Source organism: Streptomyces sp. ISL-12 (genome assembly GCF_018614415.1).
Classification (GTDB): Bacteria; Actinomycetota; Actinomycetes; order Streptomycetales; family Streptomycetaceae; genus Streptomyces.
This window is the reverse complement of record NZ_JAGGOO010000041.1, coordinates 36,208-61,426: the sequence shown is the minus strand read 5'-3', so window position 1 is coordinate 61,426 and position 25,219 is coordinate 36,208. Positions and strand designations below refer to the sequence as shown.

Below are 25,219 nucleotides of genomic sequence, written 5' to 3'. Positions count from 1 at the left end.
CTGCAATTGCGTCCGGCAGGGACGGGAGCCGGATGGGTCAGCGCGGTGCGGCGCCCGGGCGAGCGGGGCGGGTCAGGTCTGCCGCCAGGCCCGCCAGGGCCGGGTGATGATCTCCCGGTAGGTGTGGTGGGACGGGTTCTGGCCGCAGTGCCGCAGTACCCAGTCCTGCGGTTCGGTGAAGCCCTCGCTCGTCGGTGAGGTCTCTCCGTCCACGGCACACTGCATCGCGTACAGGACCGGCTCCGCGTCCGGCTCGCGGTCGGGCTGGAGGGTCCAGGTCTCGTAGCGCAGGACCGAGCGAGGGGTCACCGTCCCCACCTCCGGTTGGCCAGGGCCACCTTCGCACTCAACTCCTCCGCTGAAGTCGGCTGGCGCAGGTCCTCGGGTGGCACGTCCCATTCCCGGCCACCGTGCGGCGGCCGAAGCTGCACGTACGGCCCCGCATGCCCCATCACCACGCCCACCTTGCCGCTCCGCCGGTCGACCACCAAGGCGCCGGCATCGGGTGAGAGGGTGTGTCCGTCGGCATCAGGGGTGGGGACCGTCATCGTGACCACCCCGGCGAGGCGGCGCACGACCGGGCGTCCAGTCGCAGGGCGGGAACACATGGGGTGGCGTTCAGTCGCACGGTGAAGCTCCTCGGCGGCGTTGAAGTGTGCCCCTGGGCCTGTCGGCGCCGCAGGGTCGGCACCGATCCTCACGCTGGTCACTGGGACGAAGGAACCGCCACCAAACCCCACTTTGGGACGTCCTGCACCGTGTAGAACGTCCCTGGTGCCGTCCTGGGGCGAAGGGGGAGACTCGTGCCGAACGAGAGACTACGAGCCGTCATGGCGGCGGGAGGCTGGACGTACGCCGCACTTGCTCAGCAGGTCGAGGTCGACCCCAAGTCGGTCGAGCGCTGGGTGAACCTCGGGCGTATCCCACGTCGTGCCACCGCCCTCCAGGCGGCCAAGGCTCTGGGAGAAGACGTGCACGCACTCTGGCCGGCGCTCCGTCAGGCCCGCCCCGCCCGCGCCATCAGTCCCGAGCTGGTGGCGCTCTACGAGCAGCGGGCCGACATCCCGGTCTCGGCGTTCACCGACCTGATGGCCCAGGCCCGGGAACGGATCGACGTCCTCGTCTACGCGGCCGTCTTCCTCCACGAGGCGTGCCCGAGGCTGAACGAACTTCTCGCCGAACGTGCCGCCGAAGGCTGCACCGTCCGCGTCGCGGTCGGGGACGCCGACGGCGACACCGTCCAAGCCCGCGGCCAAGAGGAGCGGTTCGGCCACGGCATCGAATCCCGCTGCCGCCTCGCGCTCATGCACTACAGGCCCCTCGCCGGCACCCCCGGCATCGAAGTCCGCACTCACAGCACCACGCTCTACAACTCCCTCTACCGCGTCGACGACCAGCAACTCGTCAACGCACACGTCTGGGGTGTCAACGCCTACGCCGCCCCCGTATGGCATCTTCGCCGACACGAGACAGGCGGCATGTTCGACACCTACGCCGAGAGCTTCGACGCGGTGTGGGCGACGGCGACGCCCGTAGGAGAGGAAGGCTGACCGTGGTCCGCACCGAGTACTACGACGACCCCAGCGCACCCAAGCCGAACAGCATGGTCGTCGCCGCCTCCGCCGTCGTCACCGACGACCACGGGCGCATTCTTCTCCAGCGCCGCCGCGACAACGACCTGTGGGCCCTGCCCGGAGGCGGCATGGACCTCACCGACTCCCTGCCAGGCACGGCCGTCCGCGAGGTCAAGGAAGAAACTGGCCTCGACGTCGAGATCACCGGGCTGGTCGGGACCTACACCGACCCAAAACACATCATCGCCTACGCCGACGGCGAAGTGCGGCGACAGTTCAACGTCTGCTTCACCGCCCGCATCACCGGTGGCCGGCTGGAGATCTCCGACGAGTCCACCGAGCTTCGGTTCGTGCCGCCGGATGAGATCCAGCAACTGCCTATGCACCACACCCAACGGCTCAGGATCCAGCACTTTCTGGAACAGCGCGAGAAGCCGTACTTGGGCTGAACCGCCAGACGGAAGACGACGCCAACAACCCCGCACCACCACGGACATCTGTGGTGAGGCCGCCCGCCAGTCGAAGATCCGACACGGTAGGTTGCGGGAGCGCGGGCGGCCGTACGGGTCCCGCCCGCGCCGTATACGGCCTGGTCGAGCGGAGCGCGACGGTGGATGTGCGGCGGGTGGGGTGGGGCGGGGCGCTGGCCGTTCTGTGTGGAGGGCTGGCCGCGTGTGACGTGGTCGCCGGTGGGGGTGACTCCGCGGAGGGGCTGCTGAAGCCGAGTGTTCAGGCGAGTGCCTCCGCGAGGCCGGGCGGGGTGGATGGTGCCGTGCTCGGCGGGCAGGACGTGGAGGGGTTCAGCGTCGGGAAAGGGGCGCGGGCCGAGGTCGCGGTCGGCGTGGACGCCTGTGCTCCGCTTGCCTACGCGCTGGCCGGCGCGGTCGTCGGTGAGCCCTCGTCCGTCGAGGTGCGGGACGTGGTGGGGGAGGGGGCCGAGGTGCGGGTGGTGGTCGCCGAGTACGGGGCCGGGCAGGCCGCCGGTGCGCTGGACGCGATCGGGGCCGCGTTCGACTCCTGTGCGGAGGGGTTCGAGGGGACTGTCGATGGTGAGCGGCGGGAGTTCGGGAAGGTCGTTGCCGTGACCGCGCCCGACGGGGTCGATCAGGCGGTCGGGCTGAGTGCCGGCGGGACGCGGGCCTTCGTGCTGCGCGCCGGGGACACCGTCGCCTACCTCAGTGGTACGCCCGATGTCCCCGGTGTTCTCCTCGATGCTCAGCTTCTCAAGCTGCTCGGCTAGTCAGTCGTCCAGCGCCGCCTGCATCATCGCCTTCGCCACCGGTGCCGCCAGCCCGTTGCCGCTGACCTCCGAGCGGGCCGCGTCGGACTGCTCGACCATCACCGCGACGGCGACCTCCTCGCCCGTCGAGTCCGACTTGGCGTAGGACGTGAACCAGGCGTACGGCGTCTTGCTGTTGTTCTCGCCGTGCTGCGCGGTACCGGTCTTGCCGCCCACCGTGGCGCCGTCGATCTGGGCGTTGGAGCCGGTGCCGTCCTCGACCACCGTCTGCATCGCCGACTGGAGCTGCTCGGCGGTGTCGGAGCTGACGATCCTCGTCGTCTTCGCGTCCTCGTCGTAGTCCTTGAGGACGTCGCCGTCGCTGTCGGTGGTCTGCGCCACCATGTGCGGGGTGACCAGCTCGCCGCCGTTGGCGAGGGCGGCGGAGACCATCGCCATCTGGAGCGGGGTCGCGGTCACGTCGAACTGGCCGATGCCCGACAGGCCGGTCTGCGCCTCGTCCATGTCCGAGGGGTAGACGCTGGTGTACGCCCGGACCGGGACGTCCTGCTCGTCGTCGTTGAAGCCGAACTTCTCCGCCATCGCCCGCACCTTGTCCTGGCCCAGGTCGACGGCCATCTTGCCGAAGACGTTGTTGCAGGAGTACTGGAGCGCGACGCGGATGGTGGCGTTCTCGCAGGGGGCGTTCGGGTTCTCGTTGGTCAGCGGGGTGACCGTGCCGGGCAGGGTGTACGGGTCGGGGCTGTCGGTCTTCTCGTCCACCGACGCGTACAGGCCGTCCTCCAGCGCCGCCGATGCCACCACCAGCTTGAACGTCGAACCCGGCGGCAGCGGCTGGCGCAGGGCGCGGTTGGTCAGCGGCTTGTCGTCGTCCGCGTTCAGCTTCTTCCACGCCGTACCGGCCGTGTTGGCGTCGGTGAGCGAGGTCGGGTCGTAGGACGGGGTCGACACCACCCCGAGGATCTTCCCGGTCTTCGGGTCGATCGCGACGGCGGCGCCTTTGGTGTCGCCCAGCGCCTCGTACCCGGCCCGCTGCACGTCCGGGTCGATCGTCGTGATCACGTTGCCCGGGTCGGCCCGCTGGTCGGTGACGGTGTCCATCACCGTCTTCAGCTGCGGGTCGGTGCCGTTGAGCAGGTCCTCGTAGATGCCCTCCAGCTGGGTGGGCGCGTAGGCCTGCGAGGCGTAGCCGGTCACCGCCGCGTACAGCTCGCCGTCCTTGTACGTGCGCTTGTACGCGAGGTCACTGCCCTCCGTCCGCGCCGATCCGGTGACCGCCTCGCCGGCCACGATGATGTTCCCGAGCGGCCCCGCGTACGTCTGTATCGCGTTGCGCCGGTTGTCCGTGTCGTCCGCCAGCGCCTGGCCCTCGTAGAACTGCACCCAGGTGGCCCGCACCAGCAGTGCGAACACCAGGAGCAGTGCGAAGACCGACGCGCGCCTGATCGTCTTGTTCATCCCGCTCAGACGACGAAAGGCGGGAGGGAATCGTTCCCTCCCGCCCGATTTCTCATCGTCGTCTCATGTCATCTCATGCCGTCTCATGTCGTCTCATGAACGCGACAGCGTCAGCACGATCTCCTCGATCTCCTCGCCCCGCGCCTGCGCGAAGGCCCTCGCCCGCACGCCGGGACGGAAGCCGCACTTCTCCAGCAGCCGCAGCGAGCCCGCGTTGTCGGCGGCGGCCCGCGCGTACAGCGGGCGCTCGGGGACCTCGGCCAGCAGCGCGCGCAGCGCGGCCGTCGCCACGCCCCGGCCCCAGTACGCGCGGTCCACCCAGTACGTCACCTCGCGCTCGCCCGGTTCCCCGTACACCGCCGCGTTGCCCACCACGTCCCCGTCGGCGAGGATCGTGCGCGCCACGTCGGCCGAGGACCTGATCCGCTTCCAGCGCGCCTCGAAGGCGGCATGGTCGGCCGGGTCCTCGGGGGTGAACGCCGCCATGCGCAGCGCCTCGGGGTCCTGGAAGTGCCGGAAGAAGACCGGCAGGTCGCTGTCGTGCACCTCGCGCAGCGCCACCCGCATCGCTCAGAGCCTCCGGGTGGCCAGCAGCAGCCGGTCGCGGGCGTCGAACAAGGCGTCCTTGACCAGCTGCTCGTGGGCCGGGGTCAGCCGCGCCACCGGCACCGAGCAGCTGATCGCGTCCCGCGCGGGGGTGCGGTAGGGGATCGCGACGCCGAAGCAGCGCAGCCCCAGCGTGTTCTCCTCGCGGTCCACGGCGAAGCCCTGCTCGCGGATCTGGCGCAGCTCCCCGATCAGCTCCTCCCGGTCGGTGAGGGTGTGCTCGGTCAGTGCCGGCAGCGTCTCGGGGAGCAGCTTGCGGACCTGCTCGTCGGTGTACGTGCTCAGCAGCGCCTTGCCGAGGGAGGTGGAGTGGGCGGGCAGGCGGCGGCCGACGCGGGTGAAGGGGCGCAGGTAGTGCTGGGACTGGCGGGTGGCCAGGTAGACCACGTTGGTGCCGTCCAGGCGGGCGAGGTGGATGGTCTCGGTGGTGTCGTCGCTCAGCCGGTCCAGGGTCGGGCGGGCCGCCGCGACCACCTCGTCGCCGTCGATGTAGGAGGTGCCGACCAGCAGCGCCCGTACGCCGATGCCGTACCGCGTGCCGGTGGCGTCCGTCTCCACCCAGCCGAGGTCGACCAGGGTGCGCAGCAGCATGTAGAGGCTCGACTTCGGGTACCCGACGGCCTCCTGGACCGACGCGAGGGAGTGCATGCCGGGGCGTCCGGCGAAGTACTCCAGCAGTTCGACGGTCCGCACCGCGGACTTGACCTGCGCTCCGCCGCCTGTCTCGCCTGTCGGCATCGGCCTTGACCCCTTCGTCGGACGGGAAATAGTCTCCGAGCGTATTCATCCATGGAGACAGCGTTCAGTATATCGAACGTCCCTAGATCTGGAGGGACCCGCGGTGGCAGCAACACCAGTCTGGAGTGTCGACCCCCGTACCGGGAAGCAGCGCGAACAGGTCGCGGTGGAGGCGACGGCCCAGGACGTGGACGCCGCCGTCCGCGCCGCGCACGCCGCGCGCGAGGCGCTCGCCGACCGCACCGTCCGCGCCGCCTTCCTGCGGACCGCCGCCGACGAGCTGGAGGCGGCCAAGGACGCGCTCGTCGAGGTCGCGGACGCCGAGACGGCGCTCGGCCCGGTCCGGCTGAACGGCGAACTCGCCCGCACCTGCTACCAGCTGCGGGCCTTCGCGAAGATCGTCGACGAGGGCGAGTTCCTGGGTGTCGTCATCGACCACCCGGACGACACCGCCACGCCGCCCGTCCCCGACCTGCGCCGCTACAAGGTGCCGCTCGGCGTGGTCGCCGTCTACTCGGCCTCCAACTTCCCCTTCGCCTTCTCCGTCCCCGGCGGCGACACCGCGAGCGCGCTCGCGGCCGGCTGCCCGGTCGTGGTCAAGGCCCACCCCGACCACCCCGCCCTGTCCGAGCGGGTCGCCGCCGTGCTGCGCCGCGCCGCAGCCCGGCACGACATCCCCGAGGGCGTCGTCGGTCTGGTGCACGGCTTCGAGGCCGGCGTCGAGCTGGTCAAGCACCCGCTGATCGCGGCGGCCGGCTTCACCGGCTCGGTACGCGGCGGACGCGCCCTCTTCGACGCGGCGGCGGCCCGCCCCGTGCCGATCCCCTTCCACGGCGAGCTGGGCTCCCTCAACCCGGTCGTGGTCACCGAGGCCGCGGCGGCCGAGCGCCCCGAGGCGATCGGCACCGGGCTGGCCGGGTCCATGACCATGGGCGTCGGGCAGTTCTGCGTCAAGCCCGGCCTGGTGCTGGCCCCCGCCGGCGCGGCCGGTGACCAGCTGGTCAAGTCCCTGACCGAGGCCGTCAGCGGCACCGGCGCCGGGGTCCTGCTCGACCACCGCATGCGGGACAACTTCATCGCCGGCGTCGCCGAGCGGGCCGAGCTGCCCGGTGTCGACGCCCCGGTGACCCCGGGCCCGGGCGACGAGCACACCGTCAGCCCCGGCTTCCTCACGGTGCCGGCGAGCAAGCTGGCCCAGGAGGGCGAGTACGACCTGCTCCTGGAGGAGTGCTTCGGACCGGTCACCGTCGTGGTGCGCTACGAGGACCAGGGCGAGGTCGAGGCCGTGCTGTCGCGGCTGCCGGGCAACCTGACGGCGACGGTGCACCTGTCCTCCGGCGAGGCGGCCGGCGAGGGACGGGGCGCGGAGATCCTGGAGGAGCTGACGCCGCTGGCCGGGCGCGTGCTGGTGAACGCCTGGCCGACCGGGGTCGCGGTGGCTCCGGCCCAGCACCACGGGGGGCCGTACCCGGCGACCACGTCGACGTCCACGTCGGTGGGCGGGACGGCGATCGAGCGGTGGCTGCGGCCCGTCGTGTACCAGAACACGCCGGAGGCACTGCTGCCGGTGGAGCTGCGGGACGCCAACGAGCTGGGGCTGCCCCGGCGGTTCAACGGGGTGCTGGAGCGCTGAGGCTCAGCCCGCGCTCGGCTCCAGGCCCGCGTCCCGGGCCAGGAGCGCCGCCTGCACCCTGTTCTCGCAGTCGAGCTTGGTCAGGATGCGGCTGACGTAGGTCTTCACCGTGGCCTCGCTCATGTGCAGGCGGGCGCCGGCGTCCGCGTTGGACAGGCCCTCGCCGAGCAGGGCCAGCACCTCCCGTTCGCGCGCCGTCAGCCCGGCCAGGCGGCGGCGCGCCTCCTCGCCGCGCACGGTGGCGGAGGGGGAGGCGAGGGTGTCCACCACGTGCCGGGTGGCGGCCGGGGACAGATAGGCGTTGCCGGCCGCCGCCGCGCGGACCGCGTGGATCAGTTCCTGCGGCGCGGAGTCCTTCAGCAGGAAGCCCGCGCTGCCGTGGCCGAGCGCCCGCAGGACGTTGTCCCGTTCCCCGAACGTGGTCAGGATCAGCACGCGTACCCCGGGCGCGGCGCGGCCCAGCTCGGCCAGCGCGGTCAGCCCGTCCATCACGGGCATCTGGATGTCCAGCAGGGCCACGTCGACCGCGATGCTCCGGGCGGTCTCCACCGCCTCCCTGCCGTCCCGCGCCTCGGCGACGACGTCGATGTCGTCGGCCGAGGTGAGGATCATCCTGATGCCGGCCCTGATGAGCGGTTCGTCGTCGGCGACGAGGACCCGGATCACGCGGCCTCCTGCGCGGTGTCGGTATGACGAGCGGATGGTGAGCCCGCCCATCATGCCCGATCCCGTGACGCCCGATCCCGCCATGTCCGATCCCGTGACGCCCGATCCCGTCGCGGGTGCGGTCGCGGGCCGGGGGCGTGGGCACGCGGGCCGCGTCACGCCTCGTACGTGTAGGACTCCTTCGAGGACAGCTTCCCGTCGCGGAAGCAGAACCGGTAGACGATGTCCGCGTCCTGGTCCACGAAGTGCTCGCAGACCGCGTCCTCGGGCAGCGGCGGGCCGTCCTTCTCCACGCCGTCGGTGAGCAGCGAGCCGCCTTCCGGGAACTTCTTCCGCAGCTCCGCCTCGGCGTCGCCGACCCGGGCCGACTTGTACACGCTCGCCGGGATGACGCCGTCCTCCACCTCGTCCATCAGCTTCCCCACCCCCCAGAACAGAAGGGCGCCGACGCCCACGACGAGGACCACGGCGGTGATGGCGCATCCCAGGGCGACGTTCTTCTTGCTGCTCATGATGGTCGCGAACTCCTTGTGCGGATCGGTGCGTTCGATGACGCCACCACCGTCGCCCGCGGAGCCCCCGCCGATCTTCCCCCGGAAGTCGTCGTCCGCGGCGACGAAAGTCGCCTCGTCCGGACGGGACGGCCGCTCGCCGTCGGTGTCACCGGCACCGGCACCGGCGACGGCGCCGTACGGCAGTACACCCGCGAGCCGGAAACCCCCGTCGGGGGTGGGGCCGGTGTGCACCATGCCGCCGACCAGCCGGGCCCGCTCCCGCAGGCCCGTCAGTCCCTGGCCGCCGCTGATCGCGGGGGGACCGGCCGGCGCCCCGGCCGGTACCGGGCCGTTGGCCACCTCGACCACCAGGCTGTCGGGTTCGTAGCGCAGCGCCACGGTGATCGGGGCGCCCGGCGCGTGCTTGTGGGCGTTGGTCAGGGCCTCCTGCACGATGCGGTACACCGCGCGGTCGACGGCGGGCGTGAGGGACCGTTCGGCGCCGGACCGGCGCAGCTCCACCGGCGTGCCCGCGGCCCGCGAGGAGGCGACCAGCGTGTCGACGGAGGCCGCCGTGCGGTCCGCCGAGGGGTCCTCGGCCCCGGGCGGGGACGCCTCCGCGTCGTCCCGCAGGATGCCCACGGCCTCCCGCAGCTCCCGCATCGCCGACCTGGCGGCCTCCCGGAGGATGCCCACCCCTTCCCGCTGGCGGTCGTTCAGCTCCGGGTCCACCTCCAGCGCCCCGGTGTGCACGGCGATCAGGGCGAGCTGGTGGCCGAGGCTGTCGTGCATGTCCTGGGCGATGCGGTGCCGCTCCAGCAGCCGGGCCTGCCGCGCCACCATCGCCTGCTCCCGCACCAGTTGGGCGTTGTGCCGGCGCAGGGCGTCGAGCAGGGCGTGGCGCTGGGCGCGGTACCGGGCGGCGAGCCCCGGCACGACCGCCATCACCAGGAAGGGGCTCGCGCCCAGCGCGAGCGTGACCAGCGGCGACGTCCAGAGCCCGTCGTCGGCCGCGACGGTGAGGGCGGGAACGACGTAGAGCGCGAGCCCGGCCGCGTACGCGGCCAGCGCGCGCGCCGGACGCCCGATGCGGCTGCCCGCCGACCAGCTGGCGCAGATCAGCAGCGCGAACGTACCGAGGACCGACCCGGCCAGGGCCGACGAGACCATCAGCACGGTCGCCGGCAGGGCGCGGCGGGCCAGCGACAGTACGGCGACGGCCAGGGCCAGGGCGCCGCCCCGCGCCACGGACCCGGACTCCGTCGAGTAGAGCGGGCCCGCGATCCCGGAGAGCGCCACGGCGAGTACGGCCTCGCCGACGATCCGCTTGCGGGGCCAGGGGGAGGCGGCGGCGAGCCGGCGACGGAGCGACAGGCCGGTGCGGGGTGTTTCGGCTACGTCCACGCGCAGACGATAGAGGCTCGCCCCCGGGCGTCCGCATCCCCCCTTCGGCGCGGCTCCGGACGACGAAAGTGAACGCCGGGCCCGCCAAGACGCCTGTCCTCTTTGGTCGTTGCCGAGGACGACTTACGGAGACTGCTCCGGGACGGGGCGCGCGGTGACGATGGCTGCGCCGGACGCACACGGGCGACGGCGTGGGAACCGACGGCTTCGGGAGCGGAACTGTGGGCGGAACTTTGCGCAAGACTGTGGGCGGAACCGCGGACAGCGCGGGACAGTGGACCGGTGGGCGTTTCACCGTGCGGCAGGAGGTCGCCCTCACGGCCCAGCGGTACACCGTGCGGGAGCTGCTGCCGGACGGCTCCGACGGCGACGTACTCGCCGTCGCCGAGCTGAAGTGGTTCTCGCTCAAGGAGGAGACGACCTTCTACGCCGACGAGTCGAGGAAGCGGGTCCTGTTCACCGTGAGGGACCGCAGCCTCCGCGACCTCGGCGACGGCTACGACGTACGGGACGCCCAGGGCGACCTCATCGGCACGTTCGAGGAGAGGTTCTTCGCCTCCCTGGTGCGCTCGACGTGGGTGCTGGACCAGCCGGGTGCGCCCGCGGCCGTCGGGCGGGAGCGCAACTGGTTCGTGGCCGTCTTCCGCCGCGTCTGGGGCTTCCTGCCGCTGGACCAGGTGCCGTTCCCGTGGCCGTACCACTTCGACTTCGAGACGGACGGCAAGCCGGTGATGACGGTCGACAAGAAGTTCGGGCTGCGCGACCGCTACGTGGTGGACATGGCCGCGCCCGGTCTGGACCCGCGCCTCGCCATCGCCCAGGCCGTGGCGCTGGACGCGTTCCAGGGCCGCTGACCGGGACCGCCCGGGGCGCGCCTGCGAGAATCCCGTCATGGACCTGAAGATCCCCGAACTGCCCTTCCCCTTGCGCACCTACGGCCCCGACGGCCACTGGTCCCACGAGGACGGCGTCCTCACCGGACGGGCCGGACCCCGGCAGGACCGTTTCGTGCCGCCCACCGACGAGGCCCTGGACCCGGCCTCGGACGCGCCGCGCCTGCTGGGCGCGCCCGAGGGCGACTTCCAGCTGATCGCCCGCGTCACGGTCGGCTTCGCCGCCGCCTTCGACGCCGGCGTCCTCTACGTCCACGTGGGCGAGCGGGCGTGGGCCAAGCTCTGCCTGGAGTACTCGCCGGACGTGCCCACCGTCTGCACGGTGGTCACCCGGGGCCACTCCGACGACGTCAACTCCTTCACCGTCGACGGCGGATCCGTCTGGCTCCGGGTGAGCCGTACCGGTCGTGCCTTCGCCTTCCACGCCTCCCGGGACGGCGAGCACTGGACCTTCGTCCGCCTCTTCACCCTCGGCGACGAGACGGAGACGGGGGCCGCCCTGATCGGCTTCATGACCCAGTCGCCGACGGGGGAGGGGTGCGTGGTGACGTACGACCACATCGAGTACCGGCCCCACTGGCCGCGTGATCTGCGGGACGGCAGCTGAGGGAGCCGGGGGAGCCGGGGGAGCCGCGGGGGGCTGCGGGAATGGAAGCGGCTCCTTGAATGTTCACGCGGTCGCCGGAGGGAGTCTCCGTACCCGTACGACCTGGAGTGCCGATCACGATGCGCGTCGAAATCTGGTCCGACATCGCCTGTCCCTGGTGTTATGTCGGAAAGGCCCGTTTCGAGAAGGCGCTGGCCGCCTTCCCGCACCGGGATCAGGTCGAGGTCGTGCACCGTTCCTTCGAGCTGGACCCGGGCCGCGCCAAGGACGACGTTCAGCCGGTGATCGCGATGCTCACCAGGAAGTACGGCATGAGCGAGGCGCAGGCCGAGGCCGGCGAGGACAACCTGGGCACCCAGGCCGCCGCCGCGGGCCTGCCGTACCGCACCCGGGGCCGCGACCACGGCAGCACCTTCGACATGCACCGGCTGCTGCACTTCGCCCGCGAGCGGGGCCGCCAGGCGGAGCTGCTCGACCTGCTGTACCGGGCGAACTTCGCCGAGGAGCGGTCCGTCTTCGACGACGACGGACGCCTCGTCGAGCTGGCCGGCGCCGCCGGTCTCGACGCGGACGCGGCGCGCGAGGTCCTCGCCGACCCGGCGGCGTACGCCGACGAGGTGCGCGCCGACGAGCGGGAGGCCGCGCGGCTCGGCGCCAACGGCGTGCCGTTCTTCGTCCTCGACCGGGCGTACGGCGTCTCCGGCGCCCAGCCCGCCGAGGTCTTCACGCAGGCACTCACCCAGGCGTGGCAGGCGCGGGCGCCGCTCGCCATGGTCCAGGGCGCGCCGGCGGCCGGGGACGGCGGGGACGGCGGCGACGCCTGCGGTCCCGACGGCTGCGCGGTGCCGGGAACCGGAGAACACGATGGACGGGGGACGGCAGGGGCCGCACAGTAGGGGGCATGCAGAGCTTCGATCGTCTCGTCCGTGCCGAGTTCCAGCCGGAGACCGTCTATCTGAACACCGCCACTCTGGGGCTGCTGCCCGCCCGGTCCGTCGCCGCGCTGCGGGACGCGGTGGCGTCCGTGGCGGCCGGGCAGCCGTCGGACATGTTCGCCGACGTCGAGGCGTCCCGGGCCGCGTTCGCGCGGATCGCCGGGGTGCCCGTCACCCGGGTCGCCGTCGGCGCCTCGGTCGCCGTCTACAGCGGCCTGATCGCGGCCTCGCTGCCGCCGGGCGCCGAGGTCCTCACCGCCGAGGACGACTTCAGCTCCCTGGTCAACCCGTTCCACGTGCGCGGCGACCTGAAGGTGCGGGCCGTGCCGCTGGAGCGGATCGCCGAGTCGGTCACCGCGGACACCGCCCTCGTCGCCGTCAGCGCCGTCCAGTCCGCCGACGGACGGCTCGTCGACCTGCCCGCGCTGCGCGCCGCCGCCCGGGAGCACGGCGCGCGGATCTTGCTGGACGCCTCCCAGGCGGCCGGCTGGCTGCCGCTGGCCGCCGCCGACGTCGACTACGTCGCGGTCGTCGCCTACAAGTGGGTGCTGTGCCCGCGCGGGGTCGCCTTCCTCGTCGTCCCCGAGGACCTGGGCGGGCTGACCCCGCTGTTCGCCGGCTGGGCCGCGGGCGAGCACCCCTGGCAGAGCACCTACGGCCCGGTCCAGGAACTGGCCCGCTCCGCCCGCCGGTTCGACGAGAGCCCCGCCCTGCTCTCCTACGCCGCCGCCCGGCACTCCCTGGCACTGATCGAGGAACTCGGTGTGGAGGCCGTGCACGCCCACGACCTCGCGCTCGCCGACCGGTTCCGGGCCGGGCTGGCCACGCTCGGGCACGAGCCGGTGGCGGCGCCGGGCTCGGCGATCGTCTCGGTGCCCGGACTCGGGCACCGGCAGGGCGAGTTGAGCCGGGCCGGCATCCAGGTCTCCGACCGGGCGGGGAACCTGCGCGCCGCGTTCCACCTGTACAACACGGACGCGGACGTCGACCGGCTGCTGAACGCCCTGTAGGGACGCCGCCGGGCCGGTGCCTCCCGTACCGCACGGGAAGAGGCACCGGCCCGGGGGGCGTGCGTCACACGGTCACTTCACCGGCGTGAAGTCCCGCGCGCCGATGAACTCCGGACGCCGTACCGGCGCCGCGAACGGCTCCACCGCCGCGTTCTCCACGCTGTTGAACACGATGAAGACGTTGGAGCGGGGGAACGGGGTGATGTTGTCCCCGGACCCGTGCATGCAGTTGCAGTCGAACCAGGTCGCCGAGCCGGCCTTGCCGGTGAACAGCTTGATGCCGTACTCGGAGGCCATCTTGGTCAGCCCCTCGTCGGAGGGCGTGCCCGCGTCCTGCATCTGCAGCGACTTCTTGTAGTTGTCCTTCGGCGTCTCGCCCGCGCACCCGAGGAACGTCTTGTGCGACCCCGGCATGATCATGAGCCCGCCGTTGGTGTCGTAGTTCTCGGTGAGCGCGATCGAGACCGACACCGTGCGCATCCGCGGCAGACCGTCCTCGGCGTGCCACGTCTCGAAGTCCGAGTGCCAGTAGAAGCCGCTGGCGCCGAAGCCCGGCTTGACGTTGATCCGCGACTGGTGGACGTAGACGTCCGAGCCGAGGATCTGCCGGGCGCGGCCCACGACCCGCTCGTCGCGTACGAGCCGCGCGAAGACCTCGCTGATCCTGTGCACCTCGAAGACGGACCGGATCTCCTTGGACTGCGGCTCGACGATGGAGCGTTCGTCGGCGCGGATCTCCGGGCTGGTGACCAGGCGGTCCAGTTCCTCCCGGTAGACGGCGACCTCGTCCGGCGTGATGAGCTGGTCGATGGCGAAGAAGCCGTCGCGCTCGAAGGACTGCAGGTCGCCCGGCCCGAACGGCCCGGGCGCGTCGGGCGCGCCCCAGACGACCGGGTCCTGCCGGGGGGTGGCCACCTCGGTGACGCCCCGGGTGGGGTAGAGATCGGTGACGGTGGTCGCGGCGTTCTCGGTGGTCGCGGTCACGGGTTCCTCACACCTCCTCGGTGAGCTGGGGGTCCCCCCAGGCCTCCGGCTCTGGGGGAGGGTAGGTGCCGTTCTCGTCGTGGTCCTCCCGTCCGGTCACGGGCGGGTTGAACACGCAGATGCAGTGGAAGTCCTCCTTGACCTTGAGCGTGTGCCGCTCGTGGCCGTTGAGGAGGTACATGGTGCCGGGCGTGATGTGGTACGTCTTCCCGGTCTCGCGGTCGGTCAGCTCGGCGTCGCCCTTGGTGCAGACGACGGCCTCGATGTGGTTCTGGTACCACATGTCCGTCGACGTACCCGCGTACAGGATGGTCTCGTGGACGGAGAAGCCGACGCCCTCCTTGGCGAGGACGATGCGGGTGCTCTCCCAGGTCCCGCCCTCGGACTTGACGTGCCGGTCGGTGCCCTTGAATTCGTCGAAGGAACGGACGATCACGGTGTGGCGATGCCTCCTACTCGGGTGTTACAGGGTGATACGGGGTGTTACAGGGGGCGCGGAACCGTCTCAGACGGTCTCGCGGACGGCTCGGGCGAGGGTCTTCATGCCCTCGTCCAGCTCGTCGGGGGTGACGGTGAGGGCCGGGAGCAGTTTGACGACCTCGCTCTCCGGGCCGGACGTCTCGATCAGCAGCCCGTGCTCGAAGGCGCGCTTGGCGACGCGGCCGGCGCGGTCCTTGTCGTGGAACTCCAGGCCCCAGACCAGGCCGCGGCCCCGGTACTCCTTGACGTCGGCGAGGTTCTCCTCGGTGATGGAGATCAGGTGCTGCTCGATCCGCTCGCCGCGGGCCCGGGTCTGCTTCTCCATCGCGGAGCCGTCGGCCCAGTAGGCCTCCAGGGCGGCGGTCGCGGTGACGAAGGCGGGGTTGTTGCCGCGGAAGGTGCCGTTGTGCTCGCCCGGCTCCCAGACGTCCAGCTCGGGCTTGAACAGGCACAGCGACATCGGCAGGCCGTAGCCGCTGATGGACTTGGAGACGGTGACGATGTCCGGGGTGATGCCCGCCTCCTCGAAGGAGAAGAAGGCGCCGGTCCGGCCGCAGCCCATCTGGATGTCGTCGACGATCAGCAGCATGTCCTGCCGCTCGCACAGCTCGGCGAGCGCGCGCAGCCACTCCAGGCGGGCCACGTTGATGCCGCCCTCGCCCTGCACGGTCTCCACGATCACGGCGGCGGGCTTGTTCAGGCCCGAGCCCTGGTCCTCCAGGAGCCGCTCGAACCACAGGAAGTCCTCGACCGTGCCGTCGAAGTAGTTGTCGAACGGCATCGGGGTGCCGTGCACCAGGGGGATGCCGGCGCCGGCCCGCTTGAAGGCGTTGCCGGTCACGGCGAGCGAGCCCAGCGACATGCCGTGGAAGGCGTTGGTGAAGGAGACGATCGCCTCGCGGCCCTTGACCTTGCGGGCCAGCTTCAGCGCGGCCTCCACCGCGTTGGTGCCGGTCGGGCCGGGGAACATGACCTTGTACGGCAGGTCACGGGGGCGCAGCACCAGGTTCTGGAAGGTCTCCAGGAAGCGGCGCTTGGCGGTGGTCGACATGTCGAGACCGTGCGTGACGCCGTCCCGCTCCAGGTAGTCGATCAGCGCCCGTTTCAGCACGGGGTTGTTGTGCCCGTAGTTGAGCGACCCGGCTCCGGCGAAGAAGTCGAGGTACTCGTGGCCGTCCTCGTCGTACATGCGGCTGCCGTGCGCGCGGTCGAAGACGGTGGGCCAGCCGCGGCAGTAGCTGCGTACCTCGGACTCCAGGGTCTCGAAGACACTCAGGTCGGGCTGGGTGATGGTCACGACGAATCGCTCCTCGGTGCGGTGAGGGGTGAGGTGAGGGAAGTCGAAGTCGGTGGGGGTCCGGTGTCAGCGGGCCGCTGACAGGGGGCCGATGCGGTACAGGACCTCGGGCTCGTGCGGTCCGTCGGGGAACAGACCGGCGTCGAACAGCGTCTCTCGCTCCAGCGCGGCGCCGTGGCGCTCGGCGAACGAGGTGAACAGCCGTCGGGAGGGGAGGTTGTCCGGGCTGATGGTCGTCTCCAGCGTGGTCAGCGCCTGCTCCGTCACGGTGCGCGCGACCAGACCGTCGAGCAGCTTCGCGGCCAGTCCGCGACCGCGGTACGCCTCGTCCACCGCCACCTGCCAGACCAGCAGGGTGCCGGGACGGTCCGGCCGCACATAGCCGGTGACGAACCCGACCGCCTCGCCGCCCGCCGCGCGGGCGACGGCCGAGGTCGCGGCGAAGTCACGGCACCACAGCAGATAGGCGTAGGAGGAGTTCAGGTCCAGGACCTTCGAATCCCTCGCTATACGCCACAGCGCGGCTCCGTCCGCCACTCTCGGGCGATCGATGTGCAGGTCTGCTTGTGCGGCAGTCATGCAAATTGAACTTACCCAGGGAAATTCAAAATTGCATCGCCGGACGGGGTTACGGATGGCGAGGGTATGTGTTATCACGCGGGCGCGAGTGATCGCGCGAGGAGCCCGGGTTTTGGGGTGATTTGCCCGGGACTTATGGGGCGAAACGGACCGCTTGTGTAACGGGTCACAATCAGGTAACCCGGCGGAAGTGTTCGCGAAATCTTAGTGTTTAGCCCTCGGGAAAGCGGGCAGAAGAATATGGGAAGCTGCCCTGGAAAGAATTCTGAATTGTTTTTGATTATCTCCCCGAAGGAATCCCGAATTCAGTTCCCGTTACGCCTGCCAGGCGCCCTCGGCGGCCCGGTGGGCGCCTTCCGGATCGGTCGGCAGACCCTTCTCGGCCAGTGCGGTGCCGAGCGCGTCCAGACAGCCGCGGACGGCACCGCGGGTCGCGTGCGGCCCGTAGTGGTTGACCCGGATCATCTCCTTGGCCAGGGCGCCGCCGCCCGCGGCCAGCGGCAGTGCCGGGTTCGACTCCAGGGCCCGCGCCACCAGCTCCGAGGCGTCCAGGCCGGCCGGCGCCCGCAGGGTCGTGGCGACCGGCGCCGCGTCGCGCGCCGCGCGCACGTACGGCGTGAGGCCCCCGCCCAGCGCCAGGGCGCCCGCGCGGGTGGCCGCCGCGGCCGAGGCGTGCCGCGCCATCACCGATGCCGGGCCCGCCGCCTCGATCCGCTCCACGCACGCCTCCAGGGCGAGCATCTCCAACTGCGCCGGAGCGTGCGGCAGCGCCGTGCGCCCGCCGTCGATCCAGCGTTCCTTCCAGTCCAGGAGGGAGAGGTACGAGCGGCGCGGAGCCCCGGGGTTCGCCGCCATCCGCGCCCAGGCCCGCTCGCTCACCGACACCGCCGACACCCCGGCCGGACCGCCCATCGCCTTCTGCGCCCCGATCACGCACAGGTCCACGCCCCAGGCGTCCGGCAGTACGGGCTCGGCGCCCACGGAGGCCACGGCGTCCAGGTAGAACAGCGCGCCGTGCTCCTTCACCACCGCGCCGATCTCCGCGACCGGGTTGGTGTTCCCGGTCGCCGCCTCGGCGTGCACCAGCGACACGAAGCCGATCTCCGGGTGCTCGGCGAACGCCTCCCGCACCCGGTCCGCCGTCACCGCCTCGTGGAAGGGCACCGCCAGGTCGTGCACCGTCGCGCCGCAGTCCCGCAGCCAGTCGCCGAAGGTCTGCCCGTACGGTCCCGTGATCACGTTCAGCGCCACGGTGTCCGGCCCGGCCGTCCCGCGGATCGCGCCCTCCAGCGGCAGCAGCGCCTCGCCCTGCGTGATCACCACGTCCTGTGCGGTGCCGAGCAGCCGCGCCACGCGGTCCTCGATCGCGGCGAAACGGCCGGCGCTCAGCGGGGGGAGGTCCAGGAAGGGGTTGGTCACGGTGGCGCTCTCTTCACTACAGCACAGGGTCACTGCGTACGGGTGGGCGTACGCGGGCGTACGGGTCGAGGGTAACCGCGGCATGCCTCCCGACTCGCGCCGGAGCCCGTCCGTTGCGACACGGTCACGCCCGGAACCCTGGCTTCCGCTACGGCGGTGACTGGTCCCCCGACCGCACGGCGGGCCCGGGGAGAGGGCTGATTAGGCTGCGGGGCATGAGCGATGGCGCGGTGCTGCACGTGAAGGGCCGGGTGCTCGTGGGACCGGAGGAGGTCCGCGACGAGCTGTGGGTGATCGACGGACGGGTCTCCTACGACCGTCCGGCCGGCGCCCGGGACGTCCGTACCGTCGAGGGCTGGGCGCTGCCCGGCCTGGTCGACGCCCACTGCCACGTCGGCCTCGACCGGCACGGGGCGGTCCCCGCCGACGTCGCCGAGCGGCAGGCGCTGGCCGACCGGGACGCGGGGGCGCTGCTGCTGCGGGACGCGGGGTCGCCCTCCGACACCCGCTGGGTGGACGACCGCGAGGACCTGCCGAAGATCATCCGGGCCGGGCGGCACATCGCCCGCACCCGCCGTTATATCCGCAACTACGCCTGGGAGGTGGAGCCCGAGGACCTGCCCGCCTACGTCGCCCGGGAGGCCCGGCGCGGCGACGGCTGGGTCAAGCTGGTCGGCGACTGGATCGACCGCGACCTCGGGGATCTGTCGGCCTGCTGGCCGCGCGGCGCGGTGGAGGCGGCCATCGCCGAGGCCCACCGCCTGGGCGCCCGCGTCACCGCGCACTGCTTCGCCGAGGACTCCCTGCGCGACCTGGTGGAGGCGGGCATCGACTGCGTCGAACACGCCACCGGCCTCACGGACGACCTGATCCCGCTGTTCGCCTCCCGGGGCGTCGCGATCGTCCCCACCCTGGTCAACATCGCGACCTTCCCGGACCTGGCCGCCGGCGGCGAGGCCAAGTTCCCCCGCTGGTCCGCCCACCTCCGCCGGCTGCACGCCCGCCGCTACGACACCGTCCGCGACGCCCACGACGCCGGCATCCCGGTCTACGTCGGCACGGACGCGGGCGGCACGCTGCCGCACGGGCTGGTGGCGGCGGAGGTCGCGGAACTGGTCACGGCCGGCATCCCACCGCTCACCGCCCTCTCGGCCGCCACCTGGTCGGCCCGCGCCTGGCTCGGCCGCCCCGCCCTGCGGGAGGGCGCCCCGGCCGACCTGGTGGTGTACGAACGCGACCCCCGGGCGGATGTGCGGGTGCTGGGGGCGCCGGCGCGGGTGGTGGTGAACGGGCGGGTCGTGGGGTGACTCCCCGGTGACTGCGCAAGCTGATCCGCCAGCAGTACGACCAGATGGTCGGGCTCGGCGACGACGTCCCCGAACGGGTGGCGTACTTCGATACGGCCGAGCATGCCGGGGCCCGCGTGATCTCCGCCCGCGACCTCGCCGGACTCGGCCGGGCGGGCGACCCGCGAGCACTCACTTCATGGATGCCCTCAAGCCACGGAAGCCCGGCTTCGACCGTGTCCGTGTCAGGGACCGCGTCGGCTTGGCCGCGGCGCTGTCCGACTGGAGTGGGCCGAGCCCGAGGGCGACGAGAACCCGGACGCGATGAACTGCCTGCGAGGGCCCGGGCCTGCCGGACCTGAGGATCTCAAGGTCCTCGGCACCAGAGCCGGCGAGGCCCTCCGCGAGCCACGGGGAGCGTTTCGTGAGCGCTGGCGGGAACTGCACGGATGCGCGTGCACGGTAGCGGCAATCGCCCTGCGTTCGGGATCAGCTCGTTGCCGGCCTCGGGAGCGGACGGCCCCCTCCGACGCCCCCGCTCAGCCCCGCCCGACCGCCCGGTCCAGCGCCCGCAGGAAGCCGTCCGTCGTCGCCCGGTCCCGTACCGCCAGCCGCAGCCACTCCTCGTCCAGCCCCGGGAACGTGTCCCCCCGCCGGACCGCGTACCCGAGGTCCCGCAGCCGCCGGCGTACGTCGGCGGCCCCCGGCAGCCGTACCAGGACGAAGGGCCCCTCGGCCGGTTCCACCACCCGCAGCCCCCGCCCGGCGAACTCCTTCAGCCCGGCGACCAGGCGGTCCCGGTCGGCGGCGACGTGGTGGGCGGCGTGCGCGGCCTCCGCCAGGGCCCGCGGCCCCACGCACGCCTCGGCCGCCGCCAGCGCGGGCGTGGACACCGGCCACAACGGCTGCGCCCGCTCCAGTTCGCCGATGACGTCCGGCGCCGCCAGCACGTACCCGATCCGCAGCCCGGCCAGCCCCCAGGTCTTGGTGAGGCTGCGCAGCACCACCAGACCGGGCACGTCCGCGCGCCCGGCCAGCGCCTCCCGCTCGCCCGGCACCGCGTCCATGAACGCCTCGTCCACCACCAGCGTCCGTCCCGGCCGGGCCAGCCCGGCCAGTACACCGGCCGGGTGCAGCACCGACGTCGGATTGGTCGGGTTGCCGACCACCACCAGGTCGGCGTCCTCGGGCACGGCCGCCGCGTCCAGCCGGAAGCCGTCCCCGGCGCGCAGCAGCACCCGGTCCACCGTGTGCCCCGCGTCCCGCAGCGCCGCCTCGGGCTCCGTGAACTGCGGGTGCACCACGACCGGCCGGCGCACCTTCAGCGCCCGCGCCAGCAGCACGAACGCCTCCGCCGCGCCCGCCGTCAGCAGCACCCGCTCCACCGGCAGCCCGTGCCGCGCCGCCACCGCCGCCCGCGCCGCCCGGCCGTCCGGGTAGGCCGCGAGCTTGCCGAGCGAGGCCGTGAGGTGCTCGCGCAGCCAGGCCGGCGGGGTGCCCGCGCGGACGTTGACGGCGAGGTCCACCAGCGCGGCCCCGTCGCCCCGGACCTCGGCGTCGCCGTGGTGGCGCAGGTCGTGGCCGCGCCCGGCGGGCACGGTCCCCTCAGTGCGCATGGGAGTGCGCGTGCCCGTGGCCGTGGTGGTGATGGCCGTCGTCGTCGGGGTGGAAGTGCGGCTGCTGCGGCGCCCCCACCTTGTCCTCGAAGCCCGGCAGCGCGATGCGGTACACGCACGAGTCGCAGTTCATCCGCAGATCACCGCGCACCGCCTCCTCGTACCGCTCCCACACCAGGTCGAGCAGCTCCGGCTCCGGCCCGATGACGTCCGCCGAACGCACCTGGGTCTCCGGGTGCGCGCCGGCCCACTCCTCGGTCTGGAACCTGACCCGGTCCGGGAGGATGCCGGTGAACAGGAAGTACGGCAGCACCACGATCCGGCGCGCGCCGAGCCGCGCGCACCGCTCCAGGCCGCCCGGCACATCCGGTTGCGCCAGCGACACGAACGCCGTCTCCACGCCCGCGTACCCCCGGCCCTCCCACAGCAGCCGCGCCGCCTTGAACACCTCGGCGTTGGCGTCCGGGTCCGTCGACCCCCGCCCGACCAGCAGCACCGTCACCTCGGCCGGGTCCCAGCCGGGGTCCATCGCCTCGGCCAGCCGCCGCTCGAGGACCCGCAGCAGCGCCGGGTGCGGACCCAGCGGACGGCCGTAGGTGTACGAGATCCCGGCGTGCCGTTCCTTCTCGCGGGCCAGCGCCGCCGGGATGTCGCCCTTGGCGTGCCCGGCGGAGACCAGCATCAGCGGCACGGCGGCGAACCGACGCACCCCCCGCTCCACCAGCTCGGCGACCGCGTCGCCCAGCGGCGGCGGGGACAGCTCGATGAACCCGCCGGCGACGGGCAGTTCGGGGTGGCGGCGGCCCAGCTCGCGCACGAAGTCCCGGAACGCCTCGGCCCCGGCGTCGTCCCGGGTGCCGTGTCCGGCGATGAGCAGGGCGGGCGGGGTGGTCACAACGTCTCCTCAAGGAATCGGGAAAAGTGAAGCGGTTCGGGGGTCATCGGGCGCTCTCCTGCCACCGGTAGCCGCGCGGCGTCACCATGCGCCCGGCGATCTCCCGGGTGGCGGTGTTGCCGACCGTCACGACCGTCATCATGTCGACGGTCGCCGGGTCGAGGGCGGCCAGCGTCGTCAGCCGGGCCGACTCGTCGGCGCGGGAGGCGTTGCGCACCACCCCGACCGGCGTCGCCGGCTCCCGGTGCTCCGCCAGGATCGCCAGCGCCTCGGGCAACTGCCAGTGGCGGCCCCGGCTGCGCGGGTTGTAGAACGTCACCACCAGGTCGGCCTCGGCCGCCGCCCGCACCCGGCGCTCGATGACCTCCCACGGCGTGTGCAGGTCGGACAGGCTGATGGAGACGTGGTCGTGGCCGAGCGGCGCGCCCAGCACCGCACCGGCCGCCAGCGCCGCCGTCACCCCCGGCACCCCGACCACGTCGATGTCGTCGGACGCCTCGGCCAGCGCCGGCGAGGCCATGGCGTACACGCCCGCGTCGCCGCTGCCGATCAGCGCGACGGCGTGGCCGCGCCGGGCCTCCTCGACGGCGGTGCGGGCCCGCTCCTCCTCGGCGCCGAGCCCCGACTCCAGCACCCGGGTGCCGGGCCGCAGCAGGTCGCGGATCTGGTCGACGTACTGGTCGAGACCGACCAGCACCGACGCCCGCCGCAGCTCGGCCGCCGCGCGCGGGGTGAGCAGGTCCCGGGCGCCAGGACCGAGCCCGACCACCGCGAGCCGCCCGCGCCCGGGACGCCGTACGACGGCACAGGTCGCCATCGCCGGCCGGCCGTCCGCACGCTCCGACTTCCGCTTGGGGACGAGGAGTTCACCGCCGTGCAGCAGGGCGGCGGCCTCCGCGACGGACGGGGTGCCGACGGCGGCGAGCGGCGCGTCGGAGGGGTGGGGCACCTCGACACCGGCCAGTTCCCCGGCCGGGTAGGTCACGAGGGGCACCCCGAGCCGCCGCGCCGCGGCCACGATGCCGGGCTCGTCCGCCTTGGCGTCCACGGTGGCGATCCGGGCCACGGACGCGGGGGAGAGCCCGGCCTCGCGCAGGGCGCCCTCGACGACACCGAGCACCTCCTCGGCGGGCGCGCCCCGGGACGCCCCGACCCCGACGACGAGCGACGGCGGACGCAGGACCACTTCCCCGGCGGTCTCCTCGACCAGCCGGTCCGTCACCCGCACCGTGTACGCCCCCTCGGCGGCCAGCGGCAGCGGCGGCAGCGGCCAGGACACCTCGGCCCGCAGCGCCACCGGCTCCCCGTCCAGCAGGGCCCGGGTCACCCCGGCGACATCGCCCTCGACGGGCAGCCCGAGGGTGTCCAGGCCCGGTACGCCCACCGCGTCCGTCGCCGTCGTCACCACCGGCTCGGCGCCCAGGACCCCGGCCACCTCGGCGGCGAGGCCGTTGGCGCCGCCGCCGTGACCGCCGAGCAGCGACACCGCGAACCGTCCCGCCTCGTCCACGCAGACCACGCCCGGGTCGGTCCGCTTGTCCGCCAGCAGCGGCGCGACGAGCCGCACCACGGCCCCCGTCGCCAGGAAGCACACGAGCTGCTCGCACTCCGCGAACGCGGCCCGTACGGCGTCCGCGACCGGACCCTCGTAGACACGGGTGCGCCCGGGCCACGCGGCGGCCAGCCGGTCGCGGGCCGCCGCACCCGCCGCCGTGGCGGAGACAAGGCCGATCACTGGGGGACTCCTTCGGTACGGGTGGGGGCGTCGTCGGTCTTCCGGCCGCGCAGCGCCCTGCGGGCCTCGGGGTCGGCCTTGCGGAAGCCGTGGAAGTGACCCGGGTGGTAGAGGTGCGAGCGGGTGCCGCGCGCGTCGAGGGCCGGACCGACCAGGAACAGCGTGTGCTTCCACAGCTTGTGCTCCTTGACCGTCTCCTCCAGCGTGCCGATCGTGCACCGCACGACCAGTTCCTCCGGCCAGGTCGCCTGGTAGGCGACGACCACCGGCGTGTCCGTCGGGTAGCCGCCCTCCAGCAGCTCCCGCACCAGCTGCCCGCTGCGGGCGGCCGACAGGAACACCGCCATGGTCGTGCCGTGCCGGGCGAACTCCCGGACCTCCTCCCCGGGCGGCATCGGCGTCTTGCCGCCGCCCAGCCGGGTGAGGATGACGGACTGCGCCACCTCCGGGATGGTCAGCTCCCGCCCCGCGAGCGCGGCGACGGCGGAGAACGACGACACGCCGGGCACGATCTCGGTCGCGATGCCGATCGCCGCGCACCGGTCGAGCTGCTCCTGCGTGCCGCCCCACAGCGCCGGGTCGCCGGAGTGCACGCGGGCCACGGCCAGACCGTCCCGGTGGGCCCGCTCGTAGACGGCGACGACGTCCTCCAGCGACATCGTCGCGGAGTCGAGCACCTCGGCGCCCTCCCGGGCGTGCTCCAGCACCTCGGCCTGCACCAGGCTGGCCGCCCAGATCACGACATCGGCCTCGGCGATGGCGCGCGCGGCACGGAACGTCAGCAGATCGGCGGCACCGGGGCCGGCACCGACGAAGGTCACCTTGCCGGCGGGGGCATCGGCATCGGCCATGGAATCGGGTCCTCTCCTACTCATACTTACTGCGGTTGCGGCTGTCGGACGCGCGGGGACGCGGGACGATCGGATAGCAAGGGCACATGGCGGTCTTCGTCGCGCTCGGCGCGTTCCTGATGACGCTGGCCGGCGGCTGGACGGCACAGCGCGTGACCGACCGCCGCCATCTGGTGCTGGGCCTGGCCGGGGGCCTGATGCTCGGCGTGGTCGGCCTGGACCTGCTGCCGGAGGCGCTGGAGGCGGCCGGCCGCGAGGTGTTCGGCGTACCGGAGGCCCTGCTGCTGTTCGTCGCCGGCTTTCTCCTGGCCCACCTGGTGGAACGTCTGCTGGCCGCCCGCCGCGCCGCGCACGGCGCCGAGGAGGACGGTCACCGCGCGCCCGAGGTGGGCCTGACGGCCGCCGCGGCGATGGTCGGGCACAGCGCGATGGACGGCGTGGCGATCGGCGCGGCCTTCCAGGTCGGCGGCGGCATGGGCACGGCGGTCGCCCTGGCGGTGATCGCCCACGACTTCGCGGACGGCTTCAACACCTACACACTCACCAGCCTCTACGGCAACGCCCGCCGCCGCGCCGTCGCCATGCTGGTCGCCGACGCCTGCGCCCCCGTGCTCGGCGCGGCCTCGACCCTCCTGTTCACCATCCCGGAACAGGCCCTCGGCGCCTATCTCGGCCTCTTCGGCGGCGTCCTGCTCTACCTCGCCGCCGCCGAGATCCTCCCCGAGGCCCACCACGAGCACCCCGCCCGCTCGACCCTGCTGTGCACGGTCGCCGGGGCGGGGTTCATCTGGCTGGTGGTCGGCATCGCCGAGTAGCGCG

Annotated in this window: 26 protein-coding genes; 10 read left to right on the top strand and 16 right to left on the bottom strand. The window is 72.9% G+C overall.

Features of this window, described 5'->3' with window-relative positions:
* Nucleotides 1–72 precede the first annotated feature (72 nt).
* Both J7I94_RS12360 and J7I94_RS12355 read right to left on the bottom strand, forming a co-directional pair.
* Nucleotides 73–318: a hypothetical protein gene (locus J7I94_RS12360; protein ID WP_215167100.1), complete on the bottom strand. Its 246-nt coding sequence runs from the start codon at nucleotides 316–318 to the stop codon at nucleotides 73–75.
* Nucleotides 306–548: a hypothetical protein gene (locus J7I94_RS12355; RefSeq protein WP_251075050.1), complete on the bottom strand. Its 243-nt coding sequence runs from the start codon at nucleotides 546–548 to the stop codon at nucleotides 306–308. The genes J7I94_RS12360 and J7I94_RS12355 overlap by 13 nt, the downstream gene beginning before the upstream one ends.
* Nucleotides 549–830: 282 nt before the next feature.
* Here J7I94_RS12355 and J7I94_RS12350 point away from each other — a divergent pair, with 282 nt between their 5' ends.
* The 3 genes from J7I94_RS12350 (at nucleotide 831) to J7I94_RS12340 (ending at nucleotide 2,814) form a co-directional block, all read left to right on the top strand.
* A complete protein-coding gene (locus J7I94_RS12350) occupies nucleotides 831–1,550 on the top strand; it encodes a helix-turn-helix domain-containing protein (RefSeq protein ID WP_215167114.1) in 720 nt (239 codons plus the stop codon).
* A 2-nt stretch (nucleotides 1,551–1,552) separates the two neighbouring features.
* Nucleotides 1,553–2,023 carry an NUDIX domain-containing protein gene (locus J7I94_RS12345; RefSeq protein ID WP_215167099.1) on the top strand — a complete coding sequence of 157 codons (471 nt, stop codon included), beginning with the start codon at nucleotides 1,553–1,555 and terminating at the stop codon, nucleotides 2,021–2,023.
* 323 nt (nucleotides 2,024–2,346) lie between these two features.
* Complete coding sequence (locus tag J7I94_RS12340; protein ID WP_215167098.1) at nucleotides 2,347–2,814, top strand: hypothetical protein; 468 nt, start codon at nucleotides 2,347–2,349, stop codon at nucleotides 2,812–2,814.
* Here J7I94_RS12340 and J7I94_RS12335 read toward each other — a convergent pair whose 3' ends face one another.
* From J7I94_RS12335 to J7I94_RS12325, 3 genes are all read right to left on the bottom strand, one after another.
* Entirely contained in the window at nucleotides 2,815–4,272 is a 1,458-nt protein-coding gene (locus J7I94_RS12335; protein ID WP_215167097.1) for a penicillin-binding protein 2, read from the bottom strand.
* A 93-nt stretch (nucleotides 4,273–4,365) separates the two neighbouring features.
* The gene (locus J7I94_RS12330; RefSeq protein ID WP_215167096.1) at nucleotides 4,366–4,839 is read right to left on the bottom strand and encodes a GNAT family N-acetyltransferase; all 474 of its coding nucleotides are present in this window, start codon (nucleotides 4,837–4,839) and stop codon (nucleotides 4,366–4,368) included.
* A 3-nt stretch (nucleotides 4,840–4,842) separates the two neighbouring features.
* Nucleotides 4,843–5,616: an IclR family transcriptional regulator gene (locus J7I94_RS12325; RefSeq protein WP_215167095.1), complete on the bottom strand. Its 774-nt coding sequence runs from the start codon at nucleotides 5,614–5,616 to the stop codon at nucleotides 4,843–4,845.
* 103 nt (nucleotides 5,617–5,719) lie between these two features.
* On the opposite strand from J7I94_RS12325, the gene J7I94_RS12320 reads away from it, so the two are divergent.
* Complete coding sequence (locus J7I94_RS12320) at nucleotides 5,720–7,249, top strand: aldehyde dehydrogenase (NADP(+)) (RefSeq protein WP_215167094.1); 1,530 nt, start codon at nucleotides 5,720–5,722, stop codon at nucleotides 7,247–7,249.
* 3 nt (nucleotides 7,250–7,252) lie between these two features.
* Here the strand turns inward: J7I94_RS12320 and J7I94_RS12315 are convergent, their stop codons facing one another.
* Nucleotides 7,253–7,915 (bottom strand): response regulator transcription factor, encoded by a 663-nt coding sequence (locus J7I94_RS12315; protein ID WP_215167093.1) that lies wholly within the window; start codon nucleotides 7,913–7,915, stop codon nucleotides 7,253–7,255.
* Nucleotides 7,916–8,070: 155 nt separating this feature from the next.
* Complete coding sequence (locus J7I94_RS12310; RefSeq protein WP_215167092.1) at nucleotides 8,071–9,813, bottom strand: histidine kinase; 1,743 nt, start codon at nucleotides 9,811–9,813, stop codon at nucleotides 8,071–8,073.
* Nucleotides 9,814–10,046: 233 nt separating this feature from the next.
* Here J7I94_RS12310 and J7I94_RS12305 point away from each other — a divergent pair, with 233 nt between their 5' ends.
* From J7I94_RS12305 to J7I94_RS12290, 4 genes are all read left to right on the top strand, one after another.
* Complete coding sequence (locus J7I94_RS12305; protein ID WP_251075032.1) at nucleotides 10,047–10,667, top strand: hypothetical protein; 621 nt, start codon at nucleotides 10,047–10,049, stop codon at nucleotides 10,665–10,667.
* A 37-nt stretch (nucleotides 10,668–10,704) separates the two neighbouring features.
* A complete protein-coding gene (locus J7I94_RS12300) occupies nucleotides 10,705–11,313 on the top strand; it encodes a DUF1349 domain-containing protein (protein ID WP_215167091.1) in 609 nt (202 codons plus the stop codon).
* Between the two features lie 119 nt (nucleotides 11,314–11,432).
* Nucleotides 11,433–12,209: a DsbA family oxidoreductase gene (locus J7I94_RS12295; RefSeq protein WP_215167090.1), complete on the top strand. Its 777-nt coding sequence runs from the start codon at nucleotides 11,433–11,435 to the stop codon at nucleotides 12,207–12,209.
* A 5-nt stretch (nucleotides 12,210–12,214) separates the two neighbouring features.
* On the top strand, nucleotides 12,215–13,258 hold the full coding sequence (locus J7I94_RS12290) for an aminotransferase class V-fold PLP-dependent enzyme (protein WP_215167089.1): 1,044 nt from the start codon (nucleotides 12,215–12,217) through the stop codon (nucleotides 13,256–13,258).
* 72 nt (nucleotides 13,259–13,330) lie between these two features.
* Here the strand turns inward: J7I94_RS12290 and thpD are convergent, their stop codons facing one another.
* From thpD to J7I94_RS12265, 5 genes are all read right to left on the bottom strand, one after another.
* Nucleotides 13,331–14,242: an ectoine hydroxylase gene (gene thpD, locus J7I94_RS12285; RefSeq protein ID WP_215167088.1), complete on the bottom strand. Its 912-nt coding sequence runs from the start codon at nucleotides 14,240–14,242 to the stop codon at nucleotides 13,331–13,333.
* Nucleotides 14,243–14,249: 7 nt separating this feature from the next.
* The gene (locus J7I94_RS12280) at nucleotides 14,250–14,678 is read right to left on the bottom strand and encodes an ectoine synthase (RefSeq protein WP_215167087.1); all 429 of its coding nucleotides are present in this window, start codon (nucleotides 14,676–14,678) and stop codon (nucleotides 14,250–14,252) included.
* Between the two features lie 69 nt (nucleotides 14,679–14,747).
* Nucleotides 14,748–16,019, bottom strand: coding sequence for a diaminobutyrate--2-oxoglutarate transaminase (ectB, locus tag J7I94_RS12275; RefSeq protein ID WP_215167086.1), 1,272 nt, complete (start codon nucleotides 16,017–16,019; stop codon nucleotides 14,748–14,750).
* A 66-nt stretch (nucleotides 16,020–16,085) separates the two neighbouring features.
* Nucleotides 16,086–16,598 (bottom strand): diaminobutyrate acetyltransferase, encoded by a 513-nt coding sequence (gene ectA / locus J7I94_RS12270; protein WP_215167085.1) that lies wholly within the window; start codon nucleotides 16,596–16,598, stop codon nucleotides 16,086–16,088.
* A gap of 315 nt (nucleotides 16,599–16,913) precedes the next feature.
* Nucleotides 16,914–18,017: an aminotransferase class V-fold PLP-dependent enzyme gene (locus J7I94_RS12265; RefSeq protein WP_215167084.1), complete on the bottom strand. Its 1,104-nt coding sequence runs from the start codon at nucleotides 18,015–18,017 to the stop codon at nucleotides 16,914–16,916.
* Nucleotides 18,018–18,232: 215 nt separating this feature from the next.
* Between J7I94_RS12265 and J7I94_RS12260 the strand changes: the two genes are divergently transcribed.
* Complete coding sequence (locus J7I94_RS12260) at nucleotides 18,233–19,324, top strand: amidohydrolase family protein (protein ID WP_215167083.1); 1,092 nt, start codon at nucleotides 18,233–18,235, stop codon at nucleotides 19,322–19,324.
* Nucleotides 19,325–19,842: 518 nt separating this feature from the next.
* Here J7I94_RS12260 and cobC read toward each other — a convergent pair.
* Genes cobC through cobM form a run of 4 tightly spaced genes read right to left on the bottom strand, consistent with a single transcriptional unit; the run spans nucleotide 19,843 to nucleotide 24,400 of the window.
* Nucleotides 19,843–20,919 (bottom strand): Rv2231c family pyridoxal phosphate-dependent protein CobC, encoded by a 1,077-nt coding sequence (cobC, locus tag J7I94_RS12255; RefSeq protein WP_215167082.1) that lies wholly within the window; start codon nucleotides 20,917–20,919, stop codon nucleotides 19,843–19,845.
* A complete protein-coding gene (locus J7I94_RS12250) occupies nucleotides 20,909–21,814 on the bottom strand; it encodes a sirohydrochlorin chelatase (protein WP_215167081.1) in 906 nt (301 codons plus the stop codon). Before J7I94_RS12250 ends, cobC begins: the two co-directional genes overlap by 11 nt.
* 43 nt (nucleotides 21,815–21,857) lie before the next feature.
* Nucleotides 21,858–23,549 carry a precorrin-3B C(17)-methyltransferase gene (cobJ, locus tag J7I94_RS12245; RefSeq protein WP_215167080.1) on the bottom strand — a complete coding sequence of 564 codons (1,692 nt, stop codon included), beginning with the start codon at nucleotides 23,547–23,549 and terminating at the stop codon, nucleotides 21,858–21,860.
* The gene (cobM, locus tag J7I94_RS12240) at nucleotides 23,546–24,400 is read right to left on the bottom strand and encodes a precorrin-4 C(11)-methyltransferase (RefSeq protein WP_215167079.1); all 855 of its coding nucleotides are present in this window, start codon (nucleotides 24,398–24,400) and stop codon (nucleotides 23,546–23,548) included. The genes cobJ and cobM overlap by 4 nt, the downstream gene beginning before the upstream one ends.
* 86 nt (nucleotides 24,401–24,486) lie before the next feature.
* Between cobM and J7I94_RS12235 the strand changes: the two genes are divergently transcribed.
* Nucleotides 24,487–25,215, top strand: coding sequence for a ZIP family metal transporter (locus tag J7I94_RS12235; RefSeq protein ID WP_215167078.1), 729 nt, complete (start codon nucleotides 24,487–24,489; stop codon nucleotides 25,213–25,215).
* Nucleotides 25,216–25,219 lie beyond the last annotated feature (4 nt).

Excerpts from the sequence above, each read along its gene's own strand:
- cobC (WP_215167082.1), bottom strand. The coding sequence starts at position 20,919 with ATGCGCACTGAGGGGACCGTGCCCGCCGGGCGCGGCCACGACCTGCGC.
- J7I94_RS12335 (WP_215167097.1), bottom strand. The coding sequence starts at position 4,272 with ATGAACAAGACGATCAGGCGCGCGTCGGTCTTCGCACTGCTCCTGGTG.
- J7I94_RS12300 (WP_215167091.1), top strand. The coding sequence starts at position 10,705 with ATGGACCTGAAGATCCCCGAACTGCCCTTCCCCTTGCGCACCTACGGC.
- J7I94_RS12330 (WP_215167096.1), bottom strand. The coding sequence starts at position 4,839 with ATGCGGGTGGCGCTGCGCGAGGTGCACGACAGCGACCTGCCGGTCTTC.
- J7I94_RS12290 (WP_215167089.1), top strand. The coding sequence starts at position 12,215 with ATGCAGAGCTTCGATCGTCTCGTCCGTGCCGAGTTCCAGCCGGAGACC.
- cobM (WP_215167079.1), bottom strand. The coding sequence starts at position 24,400 with ATGGCCGATGCCGATGCCCCCGCCGGCAAGGTGACCTTCGTCGGTGCC.
- J7I94_RS12355 (WP_251075050.1), bottom strand. The coding sequence starts at position 548 with ATGACGGTCCCCACCCCTGATGCCGACGGACACACCCTCTCACCCGAT.
- J7I94_RS12235 (WP_215167078.1), top strand. The coding sequence starts at position 24,487 with ATGGCGGTCTTCGTCGCGCTCGGCGCGTTCCTGATGACGCTGGCCGGC.
- J7I94_RS12325 (WP_215167095.1), bottom strand. The coding sequence starts at position 5,616 with ATGCCGACAGGCGAGACAGGCGGCGGAGCGCAGGTCAAGTCCGCGGTG.
- J7I94_RS12295 (WP_215167090.1), top strand. The coding sequence starts at position 11,433 with ATGCGCGTCGAAATCTGGTCCGACATCGCCTGTCCCTGGTGTTATGTC.
- J7I94_RS12350 (WP_215167114.1), top strand. The coding sequence starts at position 831 with ATGGCGGCGGGAGGCTGGACGTACGCCGCACTTGCTCAGCAGGTCGAG.
- ectA (WP_215167085.1), bottom strand. The coding sequence starts at position 16,598 with ATGACTGCCGCACAAGCAGACCTGCACATCGATCGCCCGAGAGTGGCG.
- J7I94_RS12260 (WP_215167083.1), top strand. The coding sequence starts at position 18,233 with ATGAGCGATGGCGCGGTGCTGCACGTGAAGGGCCGGGTGCTCGTGGGA.